The 14965-nt window shown below is 72.8% G+C and carries 15 protein-coding genes and 1 pseudogene; 11 read left to right on the top strand and 5 right to left on the bottom strand.

All coding sequences use genetic code 11. From position 1 onward, the window contains the following. Window positions 1-16: 16 nt before the first annotated feature. The gene (locus tag AB0G20_RS11120) at window positions 17-241 is read right to left on the bottom strand and encodes a hypothetical protein (RefSeq protein ID WP_361299209.1); all 225 of its coding nucleotides are present in this window, start codon (window positions 239-241) and stop codon (window positions 17-19) included. Between the two features lie 103 nt (window positions 242-344). Between AB0G20_RS11120 and AB0G20_RS11115 the strand changes: the two are divergent. The 7 genes and pseudogenes from AB0G20_RS11115 to AB0G20_RS11085 all read left to right on the top strand — a co-directional run. After that, window positions 345-455, top strand: a pseudogene (locus AB0G20_RS11115) (serine hydrolase); the annotation flags it as partial. Window positions 456-538: 83 nt separating this feature from the next. Continuing rightward, window positions 539-1834: a CAP domain-containing protein gene (locus tag AB0G20_RS11110; RefSeq protein WP_361299206.1), complete on the top strand. Its 1296-nt coding sequence runs from the start codon at window positions 539-541 to the stop codon at window positions 1832-1834. A gap of 76 nt (window positions 1835-1910) precedes the next feature. Further along, a complete protein-coding gene (locus tag AB0G20_RS11105) occupies window positions 1911-2588 on the top strand; it encodes an AIM24 family protein (protein ID WP_361299203.1) in 678 nt (225 codons plus the stop codon). Between the two features lie 185 nt (window positions 2589-2773). Further along, window positions 2774-3829, top strand: coding sequence for a tetratricopeptide repeat protein (locus AB0G20_RS11100; protein ID WP_361299200.1), 1056 nt, complete (start codon window positions 2774-2776; stop codon window positions 3827-3829). Beyond that, window positions 3826-4914 (top strand): polyprenyl synthetase family protein, encoded by a 1089-nt coding sequence (locus tag AB0G20_RS11095; protein ID WP_361299197.1) that lies wholly within the window; start codon window positions 3826-3828, stop codon window positions 4912-4914. The genes AB0G20_RS11100 and AB0G20_RS11095 overlap by 4 nt, the downstream gene beginning before the upstream one ends. A 197-nt stretch (window positions 4915-5111) precedes the next feature. Beyond that, window positions 5112-6071 (top strand): threonine/serine dehydratase, encoded by a 960-nt coding sequence (locus AB0G20_RS11090; RefSeq protein WP_361299194.1) that lies wholly within the window; start codon window positions 5112-5114, stop codon window positions 6069-6071. 340 nt (window positions 6072-6411) lie between these two features. Beyond that, entirely contained in the window at window positions 6412-8058 is a 1647-nt protein-coding gene (locus AB0G20_RS11085) for a serine/threonine-protein kinase (RefSeq protein WP_361299191.1), read from the top strand. Here AB0G20_RS11085 and AB0G20_RS11080 read toward each other — a convergent pair. After that, a complete protein-coding gene (locus tag AB0G20_RS11080) occupies window positions 8050-9501 on the bottom strand; it encodes a serine hydrolase domain-containing protein (protein ID WP_361299188.1) in 1452 nt (483 codons plus the stop codon). The genes AB0G20_RS11085 and AB0G20_RS11080 overlap by 9 nt on opposite strands. Window positions 9502-9573: 72 nt before the next feature. Between AB0G20_RS11080 and AB0G20_RS11075 the strand changes: the two genes are divergently transcribed. After that, window positions 9574-10545, top strand: a complete 972-nt coding sequence (locus AB0G20_RS11075; RefSeq protein WP_361299186.1) for an LLM class F420-dependent oxidoreductase — start codon at window positions 9574-9576, stop codon at window positions 10543-10545. Here AB0G20_RS11075 and AB0G20_RS11070 read toward each other — a convergent pair. Beyond that, on the bottom strand, window positions 10442-11137 hold the full coding sequence (locus tag AB0G20_RS11070; RefSeq protein ID WP_361299183.1) for a hypothetical protein: 696 nt from the start codon (window positions 11135-11137) through the stop codon (window positions 10442-10444). The two genes, AB0G20_RS11075 and AB0G20_RS11070, sit on opposite strands and share 104 nt — an antisense overlap. Before the next feature lie 149 nt (window positions 11138-11286). Between AB0G20_RS11070 and AB0G20_RS11065 the strand changes: the two genes are divergently transcribed. Both AB0G20_RS11065 and AB0G20_RS11060 read left to right on the top strand, forming a co-directional pair. Then, window positions 11287-12327 (top strand): hypothetical protein, encoded by a 1041-nt coding sequence (locus AB0G20_RS11065; RefSeq protein ID WP_361299180.1) that lies wholly within the window; start codon window positions 11287-11289, stop codon window positions 12325-12327. A 62-nt stretch (window positions 12328-12389) separates the two neighbouring features. After that, window positions 12390-12815: an SsgA family sporulation/cell division regulator gene (locus tag AB0G20_RS11060; protein WP_361299177.1), complete on the top strand. Its 426-nt coding sequence runs from the start codon at window positions 12390-12392 to the stop codon at window positions 12813-12815. A gap of 94 nt (window positions 12816-12909) precedes the next feature. Here AB0G20_RS11060 and AB0G20_RS11055 read toward each other — a convergent pair whose 3' ends face one another. Further along, on the bottom strand, window positions 12910-13380 hold the full coding sequence (locus AB0G20_RS11055; protein WP_361299407.1) for a DUF6328 family protein: 471 nt from the start codon (window positions 13378-13380) through the stop codon (window positions 12910-12912). A gap of 174 nt (window positions 13381-13554) precedes the next feature. Between AB0G20_RS11055 and AB0G20_RS11050 the strand changes: the two genes are divergently transcribed. Then, window positions 13555-13899, top strand: coding sequence for a hypothetical protein (locus AB0G20_RS11050; RefSeq protein ID WP_361299174.1), 345 nt, complete (start codon window positions 13555-13557; stop codon window positions 13897-13899). A gap of 9 nt (window positions 13900-13908) precedes the next feature. Here the strand turns inward: AB0G20_RS11050 and AB0G20_RS11045 are convergent, their stop codons facing one another. Further along, window positions 13909-14892 (bottom strand): aldo/keto reductase, encoded by a 984-nt coding sequence (locus tag AB0G20_RS11045; protein ID WP_361299171.1) that lies wholly within the window; start codon window positions 14890-14892, stop codon window positions 13909-13911. Window positions 14893-14965 lie beyond the last annotated feature (73 nt).

The raw sequence follows: 14965 nt of genomic DNA, 5'->3' as shown, positions 1-14965 counted from the left end.
TCGTGTACGGACGGTTTCATGGGGCGAGGTCCCGCAGCGTCACGGAGCCTCCGGGCGTGAGGCGGAGCCTTCGGGTCGTCCCGGCGTACGACACGGTAGTCGTGCGGCCGCCGACGCTGTGCAGGGGTGTCCTCGACGGGCGTGCCGTTCCGCCGGCGCAGGTCGAGGACGAAGCCGCCGCGGGCAGGGCCGACAGCAGCTCCACGTGTCCCGGCCGGGACTGGACGAGCATCTCGATCATCGGCGCGGGGTACCCAGGTCGGCGTCGGTCTGAACGATGCCGCGGCTCTGCTCCACCCCCGTAGACGTCGAAGAGGTTCAAGGCGGCGCCGTTGCCGCCGCCGTCGTACGGGCTCGGTCCGCGGCGGCGTGAACTGCCCTGCGGCGTGTCGGTGAACGGCCACACCGGTGCCGTCCAGGGCCACTGCACCTACGCGGTCGCGTCCCGCGTGGGCCCGGGCCGGTGAGGGAACCCTTGTGCCCCGGCGGCCGTTGTCCGGGCAACCGAATCCCTCGCAGGGAGGGGCAGGGCCACGTGATGAGCGAGTTGGTTCCCGGAGGCAATCTGGCGCTCCCGGGCGGTGCGGTGACCGTCCGGGTGCCCGGGCCGTTCGACGTGTCCGCGCTCGTGACCGACGACGGCGGAAAGGTCCGGGACGACGGCGACTTCGTCTTCTACAACCAGCCGGCGGCGCCGGGAGCCGTCCTGCGGAGCGACACGCTCACGGTGGACCCGCAGGGTCTGCGCACCGGCGCGACCCGGGTCACCGTCGTCGTCAGCCCCGCCGAGCCCGGAACCGCCCTCGGCAGCCTGCCCTCCCCCACGCTCCACGTCACCGACTCGGGCGGCCGCCCGCTCGCCCGCTTCACCCCGCCGCGCCCCCGCCAGGAGACGGTGCTGCTGCTCGCGGAGCTGTACCGGCGCGGTGACAACTGGAAGCTGCGCGCCCTGGGCCAGGGGTACGCCGACGGACTGGCGGGACTCGCACGGGACTTCGGCGTCGACGTCGTGGACGACCCACGCCCCGGCCTTTCCACGAGCGTCTCCGCCGCCCCTGATCCCGACGGCTTCCTGCCTCTGGTCAACTCCGCCCGGGCCACGGCCGGTTCACCGCCGCTCTCGCTGGACACCCGTCTCATGTCGGCGGCCCGGGGGCACGCCGCCGCCATGGCCGCTGCCGGGCGACTGGGCGTCGAGACGCGCGACGGGGTCTCCGTCTACCAGCGTGTCATCGGCTCCGGGTTCGCGTACCTCACCATCGGTGAGCACCTGGTGTCCGGACCGCGCACGGCCGCCGAGTTCGTCGCGTACTGCCTGCGCACGGACGGGCCCCGGCGCACCCTGCACGACCCGGCGTTCACCCACGCCGGGCTGGCCCACGTGCACGACGGCCCCTCCGACGACACGTACTGGACTGCGCTGTGGGCCAGGCCGTTCACGCCGGACGGGCTGGCCGGCACGGCGGCGGCCGTCATCGACCTCACCAACCGGGAGCGCGGCCGGGCCGGGCTCCCGCCCTTGTCCGCCGACCCGTTGCTCACCGCGGCCGCGCAGGCGCACAGCGCGGACATGGTGGCCCGCGCCTTCTACGCGCACACCGCACCCGACGGCAGTCAGCCCTGGGACCGGGCCGCCGCGGCGGGTTCCACCCGGCGTTCCATCGGCGAGAACATAGCCTGCGGTCAGCGCTCCCCCGCCGACGTCGTGGAGGGCTGGATGAACAGTCCCGGCCACCGGGCCAACATCCTCAAACCCGGCTTCACCCACATCGGCATCGGCTTCGCCGGCGGCGGCCGGGCGGGCATGTACTGGACGCAGCTCTTCGGTGGTTGACCCGGTGACCGCGTTTCACGAACGGGCCTTCTGCGTGATCTTGGCGGAGGGAGAGGCTCCGGGCGAGGATGCCGGTATGAAGGGTGACCTCTTTTCCAGTGAGCACATGGTGCAGCCCGCCGTGGCGCCGGGCATGACCGTCGAGAACGCCAAGTGCATCCGATACACGGTGAACGGAGAGATGCTCGCCCGGCAGGGCGCGATGATCTCCTACCGCGGCAACCTCCAGTTCGAGCGCAAGGGCCAGGGCGTGGGCGGCATGCTCAAGCGCGCGGTCACCGGGGAGGGGCTGCCGCTGATGGCGGTGCGCGGACAGGGCGAGGCCTGGTTCGCGCACGAGGCACAGAACTGTTTCGTCGTCGACGTCGAGCCCGGCGACGAGTTCACGGTCAACGGCCGCAACGTCCTGTGTTTCGACGCCACGTTGTCGTACCGCATCGCCACCGTGAAGGGCGCCGGTATGACAGGCGGTGGCCTGTTCAACAGCGTCTTCACCGGGCACGGCAAGCTGGGCCTGGTGTGCGAGGGCAGTCCGCTCGTCATCCCGGTCTCGCCGCAGTACCCGGTGTACGTCGACACGGACGCGATCGTCGGCTGGACCGCGGGTCTGCAGACCTCGCTGCACCGCTCCCAGTCCATCGGGTCGATGCTGCGCGGCGGCTCCGGCGAGGCCGTGCAACTGCTGCTCCAAGGCGAGGGTTACGTCGTGGTCCGGCCGAGCGAGGCGACACCGCACAAAGCCGGTCAGCACTGAATGCCCGTCGGGTGATCTGCGCCTCAGAGGCAACCCGGTCCGTTCCGCCGACGTCTTGATCGGCAACAGGTGATGCCCTGGCCCTTGTGGCCAGGGCAGGTTTCCACCCTTCTATACACCCCGCGTATACGCACTCTGTATACGCATTATGTATACCTGGGGTGTATACGGACCGAAAGGCATCGATGTACGGCAAGGCATTCGCCCCGGAGTACCAGGGCGCGCTCACCACCCTGTCCGTCAACTCCTCACTGACCGACGTCCTGGCCGCCGGTACCGAGCAGTTGAGGGCGGCGGAGCGCGCCGGGCAGCCCGGGGAGGCGGCGCGTTCCGGGCTCGCGGTGGCCGAGGCGCACCGCCGGCTGGGCCGGGTCGAGGACGCGGACCGGGCCTGGAAGGCGAGTTACCGAGCGGCCCGGCAGGCCGGGGACGTCGGGGCGATGGCCTGGGCGCTGTGGAGCGGCGGCACGCTGGCCCGGCAGCGCGGCGCGCTCCCCCTGGCCCGCAGGCTGCTCCAGCTGGCGGCCGACCTGGGCGAACGGGGCGAGGACATCGTCGTCCGCGGCTACTCGCTGGCCGGCCTGGCCGAGACCGGCCGCATCCAGGGCGACTACGAGGCCGTGGGCCGGCTGCACGAGCAGTTGCTCGCCGAGGCCCGGCGGCGCGGTGAGGCGCGGCACACGGTGTGGGCGCTGGAGGGCATCGCGCAGATGCACCGCAACACCGGGCGCTACGACACGGCGTACGCCCTGTTCGAGGAGGCCGCCGAGATCGCCGCTCGTGCCGACGACCGGCGCGGCCACGCCTGGGCGCTGCGCGGGCTGGCCGATGTGGTGTCGGTGCGCGACGGGGACACCGAGCGGGCCCTGGAGTTGCTGAGCGAGGCGGAGACCACGTGCCGGGCGATGCGGCTGTCCAGCGCGCTGGCCTACAACCACAAGATGCGCGGCAACGTCCTCTACCGGGCGGGGCGTTACGCGCAGGCGCGGGAACTGTACGAGCAGGCGCTCGACGAGTTCCGCGAGATGAGCGAGCCGCGCGGGGAGGCGTTGTCGCGCCTGGGCCTCGCCAAGGCCCTGGCCCGGCTGGGTCGCGACCGTGACGAGACGGCGGCCGAACTGGCCGACCTCGCGGGCCTGCTGGAGCGCATCGGTCTGCAGCACGCCCGCCGGATGGTGGCCCGGGCCCACGAGGAACTCGGCATACCGACAGCCGAGCGGACGACGGAGGCGGCACTGTGACGGCGCTGCCGACGACGGTGGAGGCGGTGCGGCGGAGCACCGCGGCGGCATCACACCGGGCCACGCCGGCCCGGCCGGCCGACGCCGGCGACACCCCCCGGGTCCTCGACCGCTGCCGCACCCTGGTCCGGCCCGCCCTGGAAGAAGCCGTCGGCCGCCTGCACCCCTGGGTCGGTGAGATGGCCGCCTACTCCTTCGGCTGGTGCGAGGTCGGCGGTGCGCCGGCCGTCAGCTCCGGCGGCAAGGGCGTACGGCAGGCGCTCGCGGTGCTCGGGGCGGAGGCGGCCGGTGCGCCGGGGCGGGCCGGGGTGGCGGCGGCCGTCGCGGTGGAACTGGTGCACACGTTCTCCCTGCTCCACGACGACATCATGGACGGCGACGCGGACCGGCGACGCCGCCCGACCGTGTGGAAGGCCTACGGCACGGGGCCCGCGGTACTCGCGGGCGACGCCCTGTTCGCCCTGGCCGTCGAGACACTGGCCGCGCAGCCGGGCGGTTCCGGGGCCGTGCGGACCCTGTCCGTGGCGCTGGGCGATCTGGTGCGCGGGCAGGCGGACGACCTGCTGTTCGCCGACCGTCCGTGGACGGGGGCGGAGCGGGTGCGGCCGGACGAGTACCGGGCGATGGCGGAGCACAAGACGGGTGCGCTGCTGGGCTGCGCGGCAGCGCTCGGTGCCGTGCTCGGGGGCGCCGGCACCGAGACGGCCGAGGCGCTCGACCGGGCGGGCCGGCATCTCGGGGTCGCCTTCCAGATCGTCGACGACGTGCTGGGCATCTGGGGCGATCCCCGCGTCACCGGCAAGCCGGTCCACGGTGATCTGCGCGAGCGGAAGAGGACGTTTCCGGTGCTGGTGGCGCTCGATGCGCCCGGGGGCGGCCGGATCGCGGCACTCCTGGAGTCCGGCGACGCGCCGGAGACGGCGGCGGAACTGATCGAGCAGGCGGGCGGCCGTTCGGCCGCCATGGCGGAGGCCCGCCGCCACATCATCGCCGTCGAAACGGCACTCGCCGAAGTGCCGTTGGCCGCACGGCCCACCGCCGAACTGCGCTCGCTGCTCGCCTACCTGGTGCGGCGGGACGTCTGAACTCGGGCGGGCGGGGGCGCCCCCCACGCCATGGCAACCCGCCCGGACGGACAATCTGCGCGGCTGGGGCGACCCGCGCGGCCGTGCCGAGACGGCCGCCCGCGTACCGCCCCGGAACCGCGTTGACCTCGGCCCCCTCCACGCGTCAGGGTTCGACACGGCGCGTTCCGCGACCCCGCGCCGGAAGGATGGCTGCCATGCTCGGTATCTCGGAGATCGAAGCCGCGGCCGGGCGGATCGCCGGGCACGTCGTGCGCACCCCGACCGTGGACAGCCCGGGGCTGTCGGCGCTGCTCGGTGCCCCGGTCACCGCGAAGCTCGAACTGCTGCAGCGCACCGGCTCGTTCAAGGCGCGCGGGGCCACGGCGAAGCTGCTGTCGCTGGGCGAGGCCGAACGGGCCGCCGGGGTGGTGGCGGTCAGTGGCGGCAACCACGGGATCGCCCTCGCGGTCATGGCAGAGGCCCTCGATGTGAAGGCCACGGTGGTGATGCCGCGTACGGCACCGGCCCGTGCCGTGGAGATCGCGGAGGCGGCCGGCGCGTCGGTGCGGTTGACCGACGACATGGACGGGGCGTTCGCGCTCATGACACGGCTCCAGCAGGAGGGGCTGACCCTGGTCCACCCCTTCGACGACCCGGTGGTGATCGCCGGACAGGGCACGGTCGGGCTGGAGTTCGCCGCCGATGCCGGTGAGCTCACCGACGTACTCGTGAGCATCGGGGGCGGCGGCCTGATCGCCGGTGTCGCCGCCGCCCTGCGGGCATGCCGGCCCGGGGTGCGGGTGTGGGGCGTGGAGACCGAGGGCGCCCAGGCCATGTCCGAGGCGCTGGCGGCGGGCGGCCCGCTGCCGGTCGCCCTGTCGTCGATCGTCTCCACGCTCAGCGCCCCGTCCGTCTCGCAGCTGACGTACGACCATGTCTCCGCCCTGGTCACGGAGGTTCTCGTGGTTCCCGACCGGGAGGCCGTGCAGGGCTCGCTGGACCTGGCCGACCACGCCAAGGTGTGGGCCGAACCGGCGGCCGGCTGTCTGCTGCCCGCCGCCCGGCAGGTCCTGGAGCGGGTCGGCGACGGGGCCCGGCTCGGCCTGGTGGTGTGCGGGGGCAACGCGACGACGGGCGACCTGTTCGCCTGGTCGCGTCGCTTCGGTCTGCGCTGATGTTCCGGCCCTCTCGGGGAATCCGTCGCGGAATTCATCGGAGGGCTCGGAGTTCAGACGTTGTACACGTCCGCATTTACCGGCGGTTACCACCAGGCCGGGCAGGAATTGGCGAATCCGCGGGTGGCGGCGGGCGAATTCCCCGCGCCCGCGGAGCCCCGGGCGGCCGAGGTGAACCGCGCCCGAGCCGCGAAAGGCCGTTTTCCTCTCGCACACTTGCTCCCATCTTTTGAACAAAAGGCAAGAATGAACGCGGAGTTGCGATCCGATTGAACGCAGGCCGCCTCACTCTCCGTACCACTGGACAAGGTGAGAGCCAGGTTTCCAGCGAGGGATGGCCATGGGTAGGGCGCACGTCTCCACACACCAGTTGGTCGCCGGCCGGTACCGGCTGCTCGAGATCATCCAGCGCGAGACCAACCGCATCTGCTGGTATGCCGAGGACACCGGGGCCGGCGAGATCTCCCGGCCGTGCCTCGTGACCCAGATCGGGCTTCCGGAGGACCCGCGCGGAGCCGAGCGCCGGGCCGCCACCCGCCTGCTGCGCACGACCGAGAACATGGCGCTGCTCTGTCCCGGCCGGGTCGCCGCGGTCGTCGACGCCGTCGAGGAGGTCGGCGCCCTGTGGACCGTCAACGAGTGGATCGACGGCACCCCGCTCGGCGAACTCCTCTCCGAGCAGGGCACGTTCAACTACGTGCGGGCGGCGCGGATCGGCCTGGAGCTGCTCGACGTGCTGGACGCCGCGCACGCCGAGGGCATCACGCACGGCGAACTCAGCCCCGGCCAGGTGTTCGTACGCGAGGACCACTCGGTCGTCGTCACCGGCTTCGGCCTGGCCGGCGCGACCTTCGCGCCCCGGCTCACGGCACCCGCGTACGCCTCCCCGGAGCAGGCCCGCGACCAGCGCATCGGTCCCGCGGCCGACCTGTGGGCGCTGGGCGCGATCCTGTACACGATGGTCGAGGGGCGCCCGCCCTTCCGGGACCGGGGGCGCCCGGAGAACACCCTCAAGGGCGTGGACCGGCTGCCGTTGCGCACGCCGGTGCGCGCCGGGCCGCTCACCCGGGTCGTGCAGGGGCTGCTCCGCAAGGACTCGCGGGAGCGGCTGACCCGCCCGGTGGTGCGTGAGGCGCTGACCCGCGCGCTCAGCGAGGACCCCGAAGCCGCCCTGGCCGCGGCGCCGGTCCCGCGGCTGCGCGGCGCGTACACCGCGGTGCGGACGGGAAGCCCGGCGTGGAGCAGACGGACCATGGTGGCGGGAACGGCCCTGGCCGTCGTCACCGTAGCGGTCGCCGTGCTCGCCGCGACCCAGGGGCTGCCCGGCAGCGACACGGGCAGCGACGCGGCGGACTCCCCGGCCCGGCCACCGGCCTCCGCCGCCTCGCCGGGCGAGGGAACCGGCGGCAACAGCCCCGAGCCGTCCGGACCGCCCAGTCCGCCCAAGTCCCCCTCCCCCACCCCCACTCCGTCGCCCCCGTCCCCCACACCCACACCCACACCGTCCGCCCCGGCCACGGCGCTGCCGCCCGGCTTCCAGCGCTACCGGGCACCGGAGGGTTTCTCCGTCGCGCTGCCCGAGGGCTGGAAGCGGCTGGACACCGACCGCGACGGCGAGGTGTACCGGGTCGTCTTCGGCGCCAAGGGGGACGACCGCACGCTGGCCGTCACCTACAGCGATCGGGCCGGCCCGGACCCCGTGGCCGTGTGGCGGGACGACGTCGAGCCGAACCTCAAGCAGGCCGACGACTACGACCGGATCGGAACGATCCGCGCGACGACGTACCAGGGCCGCAAGGCCGCCGACATGGAGTGGACCGCCCACGTGGGCGGCACTCGCGTCCACACCTTCGGCCGGGGCTTCCTGCTGGGTGAGGGCCGGAGCTTCTCGCTGCGCTGGACGACCCCGGACGCCGACTGGGAGGACGCCGCGAACCAGGAGGCGTTGCGCACCTTCCTCAAGACCTTCCGGCCGGGCTCAGACTGAGTCGCGCGGGGCGCGCAGGGAGATGAGCCGGCCGCCGTGCAGCGGCTGGGTGCGCCAATGCGCGGTGAGCCTCCGGTCCGCGAGGGAGCAGGTCAGCGCCAGGCGGTGCGGGGTCTCCAGGAACACCACCTCTACGGCCAGCGTGCCGGCATCGGTCCAGCCGCCGCTCACCGCGGTCGGGACGGGTTCCTCGGCGACCGTCCAGCCCTCCCCCGCGAGGCGCAGGGCGAGCCGGTCCGGGTGGTCCGGCCGGTCCCCTTGCCCGGTGAGCGTGAGCGTCCAGCCGTCCGCGTCGAGGGCGAGCCCGGCCGACCGGACCGGGCTGGTCTCCGTGGAGGGCGTGAACGAGCTGGCGGCCCAGTCCCGGTCCCGCTCCGGGGGTGCGGTCCGGCCCGCCGCGGGCGGCAGCGCGAGCCGGCCGAGGCGCTCCCGCAGCTCCGCGTCGGCGGCCTCGCGGCCGGTCAGCGGCTCAGGGCCGAAGGCGGGCAGCAGATGCTCCCAGACCAGGTTCAGGTACTCCTGCATCCGCTCGGTCGCCGCGGTCGCCGCGATCACCGCGTCGTGCTCCGGCAGCACCAGGCAGAACTGGCCGTACGCCCCGTCGCCCCGGTAGCCGTGCCGGGACGTCCAGAACTGGTAGCCGTAGCCCTGGTCCCAGTCCTGCCGGTCCTCCTGCCCCATGGCTCCGGCGGTGGGTATGCGGGGTCGCGAGGCCCGGGCCACCCATCCCTGCGGCAGCAGCCGCTCGCCCTCCCAGAGCCCGTCGTCGAGATACAGCCGACCGAGCCGGGCGACGGCGTCGGTGGTGGCGTGCAGGCCGCTGAAGCCGAGCTCGCGCCCGGCACGGTCCCGCCGCCAGGCCACGTCACCGATGCCCAGCGGATCCAGCAGCCGGGGCCGCAGATACTCGGTGAGCGGCTGCCCGGTCACCCGCTGGACGATCGCGGCGAGCGTGTAGGTGGCGGGCTGGTTGTAGGCGAAGACGGTGCCGGGGTCGCCGTCCGGCGGCAGCAGCAGAAAGCCCCGGACGGGCTCGGCGGGGTCCCGCCCGAAGGCCTCATCGACGGTGTCCCGCCGATGGCCGCTCGCCATGGACGCCACGTGCCGTACGAGCATCGCCCGGCTGCGCGGGTCGGTGATGTCGGCCTCGAACTCCGGGAAGTACGAGATCACGGGCGCGTCGAAGTCGAGCAGTCCCTCGGCCTCGGCCAGGGCGGCGGCGGTCCCGGTGAAGCTCTTGCTGAGCGAGTACAGCAGATGGGGACGTTCGGCGGTGTACGGCGCCCACCAGCCGGAGGCGACCAGATGCCCGTGCCGCATGATCATCAGGCTGTGCGGCTCGATCTCGGGGGCGGCTTCGAGGGCGTCGAGGAAAGCGTGGACGCCACAGGCGTCGACCCCCTGGGCGGCGGGGCCGGAGGACGGCAGGGCGGAAGCACTCATGGATGCATCCTGCACCCGCCCGCGACCTTGATCGAGTCGTTTCCGGGCCCTCTGTCAGGGGACTCGCGGGTTATGGTGCAAATCGGATACACGATGATGACCGAGCAGGCCGGCCCCCGAGAGCTCGTCGACCATGTCGTGCGGGCCGAGGAGGCGGGCTTCGACTTCTCGGTGACCTCGGACCACTACTTCCCGTGGCTGCGCTCGCAGGGCCATTCGCCGTACGCGTGGGCCGTGCTCGGTGCGGCCGCCCAGGCCACGTCACGTATCCCGCTGATGACGTATGTGACGTGCCCGACGTTCCGCTACCACCCGGCGGTGGTGGCGCAGAAGGCGGCGACGCTGCAGTTGCTGTCCGAGGGCCGGTTCCGGCTGGGACTGGGGTCGGGCGAGAACCTCAACGAGCACGTGGTGGGCGGCGGCTGGCCGTCCGTCGACGTGCGGCACGAGATGTTCGAGGAGGCCGTGGAGATCATCCGCGCCCTCTTCGAGGGCGGCCACGTCAACCATCGCGGCACGCACTTCGACGTGGAGTCGGCCCGGCTGTGGGACCTGCCCGACGAGGCGCCGCCCATCGGCATCGCCGTCTCCGGGGAGCGGTCGTGCGAACTCGCGGGCCGGCTCGGCGACCTGGTGATCGCCACGGAGCCCAAGGCCGGGCTGCTGGAGGCCTTCGACCGGCACGGCGGCCAGGGCAAGCCCCGCGTCGGCCAGCTGCCGGTCTGCTACGACCCCGACCGGGACACGGCCGTCAAGCGGGCGCACTCCCAGTTCCGCTGGTTCGGCAGCGGCTGGAAGGTCAACGCGGAGCTGCCGCACCCGGATTCCTTCGAGGCGGCGACGCAGTTCGTCACGCAGGACGACGTCGCCGAATCCATCCCGTGCGGTGACGACCCGGACGCGTTCGTCGAGGCCGTCCGCCCGTACGCCGAGGCCGGGTTCACCGAGATCGCGCTCGTCCAGATCGGCGGCGAGTCGCAGCCGGCGTATCTGGACTGGTCGGAGAAGACCCTGCTGCCCGCGCTGCGCGACGCGTTCGGCTGAACTCCTCGGCCAGCGCCTCCACGGCCCGTTCGACCAGTTGAGCCCTCCGCCCCGGGGGGCTCTTCTTCACGAGGGCGCTGAACCGCTGGGCCTCCTCGGTCGTGGGCAGGAACCCGGCCAGCAGCAGGGGCAGCAGCAGGCGACGGACGAGCACTTCGCTCTCCGAGGTGACCTGGGGCCTGCGCACCACCGAGACGTTGACCCGGATCGCGTGCTCGTTGCCGGGCGGGACACCAGGCCGGTCCGTCTCGATCGCGGCGTAGCGGAAGCCGTGCGCCCGGTCGCAGCCCGGGCAGCCGGCCGGGCCGCGGGCGAGCCTGCCGCGGCAGTCGGGGCACACCAGACGGTCGAGGGCGGCGTCCACCAGCCGCCAGTCGTGCCGGTCGGGTTCGGCGGCGACCATCCCGGCCAGTTCCCGCTCCTGGTCACCGCCCGCAGCGGTGTCCCACTGCCGCAGGAAGGCGGCCCACTCCCCCTCGACGATGCCGTCCACCAGGTCGCGGCACTCGGCACAGGCGGGGGCACCGCCGTACGTGTAGCCGCCGCACTCCGCGCAGCGGCGCAGCACGGCGCCCTCGTCCCGTCTCGCCATGCAGGGCATCCTCGCGCACCCGTGCCCGGTCGGGACAACGGTTTTCGGACGGGCCGTGCGGGCGGGTGAACAGCGAGGTCAGCGGGGGCCGCTAGGCTTCCGTCCGCACCTCGTGCAGTCCGATCTGCCCCGCCTCAGGAGAGTCGTCCGTGACCGTAGCCATGACCCCGCCCGAGACGTCCCCCGCTGCCCCGGCGCCCGTCTCCGACCTGGTCGCGCGGGACGCGCGGGAGTTCGGGGTGTACGCCCGGACCGGAGGGTGGGCCTTCGGGCTGAAGGTGGCGCGCAGTGTCCGGCCCGGCGGGCAGGGCGCGGACGAGACGCCGAAGGTCTCCGCGAAGGAGTTCGCGGAACTCGCCGGCTGCTCCCCCGAGCGGGTCATGCGCTACTACAAGGCATGGGACCGGGCGGCCGACGACGGGATGGTCCCGCACTTCGAGGCGCTGACGCCGGGCCAGGAGGTGGACCTGCCGGACGCCGACGTGTGGCTGAGCTACTACGTCTCCCGCAACAGCGCGACCTCCGAGCGCGGCACCGCCATCACCGAGGCCGCCGAGGCGGAGGGCATCCGGCCCACGAAGGCCCTGGAGGTCGCGGAGAACCCCACCGCCCTGCGCGCCGCGATCCTCGCCGACCCCGCCACCGCCCGCGCGGCCCGCCAGGCCCTGCTGGACCGGGTCCGCGAGGACCCGGACCTCCAGTCGGAGCTGGCCCGTGACGTCGTGCGCACCGACGAGCTGAAGAAGGCCGTCGCCGGTGAGAGCAGGGCGGCCGACCGGATCGGATACGTGCGCCAGATCGCCGAGTCGGGGCAGATCAAGACGCCGGCCGGGCAGACCGTCGACGCACCCGCCGACCTGCGCCAGGAGGCCGAGCGGCACCTGTCGCTCCTCGACGAGCTGGACGAGGGCGAGGACGCCGGCGAGTGGGCCTCCGAGGCGTACGACACGATGAAGTCCCTCGTGGTCGAGGTCGTGGAGGCCGACCCGGGGCTGCGGGTGCAGGAGCGCCGCACGAAGTTCTACAGCAGCCTGCAGAAGGCGACCAAGGTGTTCGAGGAGCTGACCTTCGACGACGCCGGGGAGTTCTACGAGGACGACATGGTGCAGCGTCTGGAGGACCTCCAGCGGGCCGTCGCCGTCTGCATCGAGTCGCTGCGCGGTGCTCGCGGGAATCACCCGGTCGGCTGAGCATTCCGGCGAAATCGGGGGTACTAGAGGGCTCTACGTCGGTTCTTCCCGGAGGCCCCCTCGTGAACTCGTTCGTCCACAAGACCCTGGTGGTGCAGCTCCAGGCGGGCGACACGGACCGTTTCTCCGTGCTCGCCCACCTGAGCTACGACGCCGCGGACCCGTTCGCCGTCACCGTGGTCTTCAGCCACGACGGCCGGGTCCTCGCGCGCTGGCAGCTGGACCGGGAGATGCTCGGTGACGCGCTGCGGCGTCCGGTCGGGGTGGGCGACGTGCGGATGCGCCCGGAGTCGCGGGGGATGTGGCAGGAGCTGCGCATGGAGTTCCTCGGCGACGCGCGCCCCGACGGCGGCCGGCACCACGCGGTGGTGTTCGCGTGGGCGCCGGGGTTCGCGGCGTTCCTGCGCGAGACCCACGAGGTGGTACCGCCGGGGTGCGAGGAAGTCCATGTCGACGACTTCCTGGCGAACGTCATTGCCGGGAGCTGAGGCGCGGCCGGTACGGGCGCGCTGATCGTGGAGTGGCCGCCCACCGTGAGCACCACGGCGTGGGCGGCCCTCGGCATGAGTACGCCCGCTCGCGTCACCTTGACGTGTGGCGGTGCCGGGTCCACAGCGGCAGGACGAACCAGCACAGCAGATACCAGCAGACCACGCCGGCGACCAGGTAGGGCACGAAACCGTCGTGCGTCGCCACGCGCAGGATCAGCAGCAGTGAGGAGGTCGTCGTGGCGAGCAGCAGCACGAGGCCGAGCAGGGTGAGCCGGGAGGCCATCTGCACCGCCTGGGGTTTGACGCGCCGCCCGGAGACCAGGCGGTGCAGGGACACCGGGCCTATGAGCGCCCCGGTCGCGCAGGCACCCAGGACGACCGTCACGATATAGATCGTCTGGTCGGTGCCGGAGAGATCGTCGTACTTCTCGGTGAACACCACCGTGAGCAGAAAGCCGAACAGGATCTGCACGCCCATCTGCGCCACGCGGACTTCCTGGATGAGCTCCTGCCACATCCGGTCCGCTCTCTCCTCCTCCGTCTCGTTGCGCCCCCGGCGCATGACCCCGCCCTCTGCCGCGTCCGCCACTGTTCCTCCCGGTGTGAGCCTGAGCCCTCCTCTTTCCCGGGTTCCCCGGAACGAGTCGTCCTCCCGGGGCTCGCGGCGGTTTGAGCGATCAGGGGACGGTTACACGGACGGTTCGAATGACGCAGAGCCCGAGGAGGTCGTGGACGCATGTCCGGAACGCAGCTCACCGTGACGCTCAGCGGCGGAGGCGCCGACGACGCGCGAGCCGTCGTCCGGGCCCTGGAAGGCACGTTCGGGTCGCCGGACAAGCTTCCCGCCGACGAGAACGCGACGGTGCACATGGCGACCTTCGACGGGGAGACGGACGCGGGTTCCGCCGGCGGCGGAGAGGGCTCCGGGCGGCTGTCCGCGCCGGTGACCGTCACCGTGCAGGGCACCCCGGAGGCCGTGCGGCGGGCGAGCGACACGCTCACTCGGGCCTTCACGGCCCGCGACGACGGTGCCGCCTCCGGCGACCAGGAGCAGGAGAGGCAGCTGCTCCTGGAGCCGTGAGAACCGGCCTCACCAGCGGGATTCGACCTGGCCCTTGATGCGCCGGTCGTACAGGTCGCGGATCGCCGTCATCGTCTCGCCGGGCAGCTCCGGGAGGCGGGCGGCGTCCGCGTTGGCCCGGGCCTGCTCGGGTGAGCGCGCGCCGGGGATCACGGTCGTGACACCGGGCTGCTCGACGATCCAGCGCAGGGCCAGCTGGGCCGGGGTGTACCCCTCGGGGGCGAGCGCCGCGAACTCGGCGGCCGCCTCCACACCGGTGACGTAGTCGACGCCGGAGAAGGTCTCGCCCACGTCGAAGGATTCGCCGTGCCGGTTGTAGGTGCGGTGGTCGTTCTCCGGGAAGACGGTGTCCCGGGTGTACTTGCCCGAGAGCAGGCCCGAGGCGAGCGGCACGCGGGCGATGATGCCGACGCCCGCCTCACGGGCGGCCGGGAGCACCTCGCGCAGGGGCTTCATGCGGAACGGGTTGAGGATGATCTGCACGCTCGCCACGTTCGGCCGGGCGATCGCGGTCAGTGCCTCCTCGCAGGTCTCGACGCTGACGCCGTAGGCGGCGACCCGCTCCTCCTCGACCAGGGTGTCGAGGGCGTCGAACACCTCGTCCGTGGAGTAGACGGGCGTCGGCGGGCAGTGCAGCTGCACCAGGTCGATCCGGTCGACGCCGAGGTTGCGCCGGGAACGGTCGTTCCAGGCGCGGAAGTTGTCGAGCACGTAGTTCCCGGGGATCTGGTCGACCCGGCGGCCCATCTTCGTGGCGACCATGACGTGCAGGTCCGGGCGGCCGCTGAGGAACGCGGCGATGGTCTGCTCGCTGCGGCCGTCGCCGTACACGTCGGCGGTGTCGAAGAAGGTAACCCCGGCCTCGGCCGCCGTCTCCAGTACCGCGAGGGCTTCCTTGTCGTCGACGTCTCCCCAGTCGGCACCCAGTTGCCAGGTGCCCAGACCGATGACGGAGGCGTGCTGACCCGACCTGTCGAATGTGCGCTCGTCCATGGGCGTCAGTCTGTCATCCGTCACCGCACCGCGCGGAACGTATTGCTCCGGCCCGCCGAGCCCACGCGATTCA

Origin of the sequence: Streptomyces sp. NPDC024017, from assembly GCF_040638895.1 — a bacterium.
GTDB lineage: Bacteria > Actinomycetota > Actinomycetes > Streptomycetales > Streptomycetaceae > Streptomyces.
This window is presented reverse-complemented; position numbering and strand designations above follow the sequence as displayed.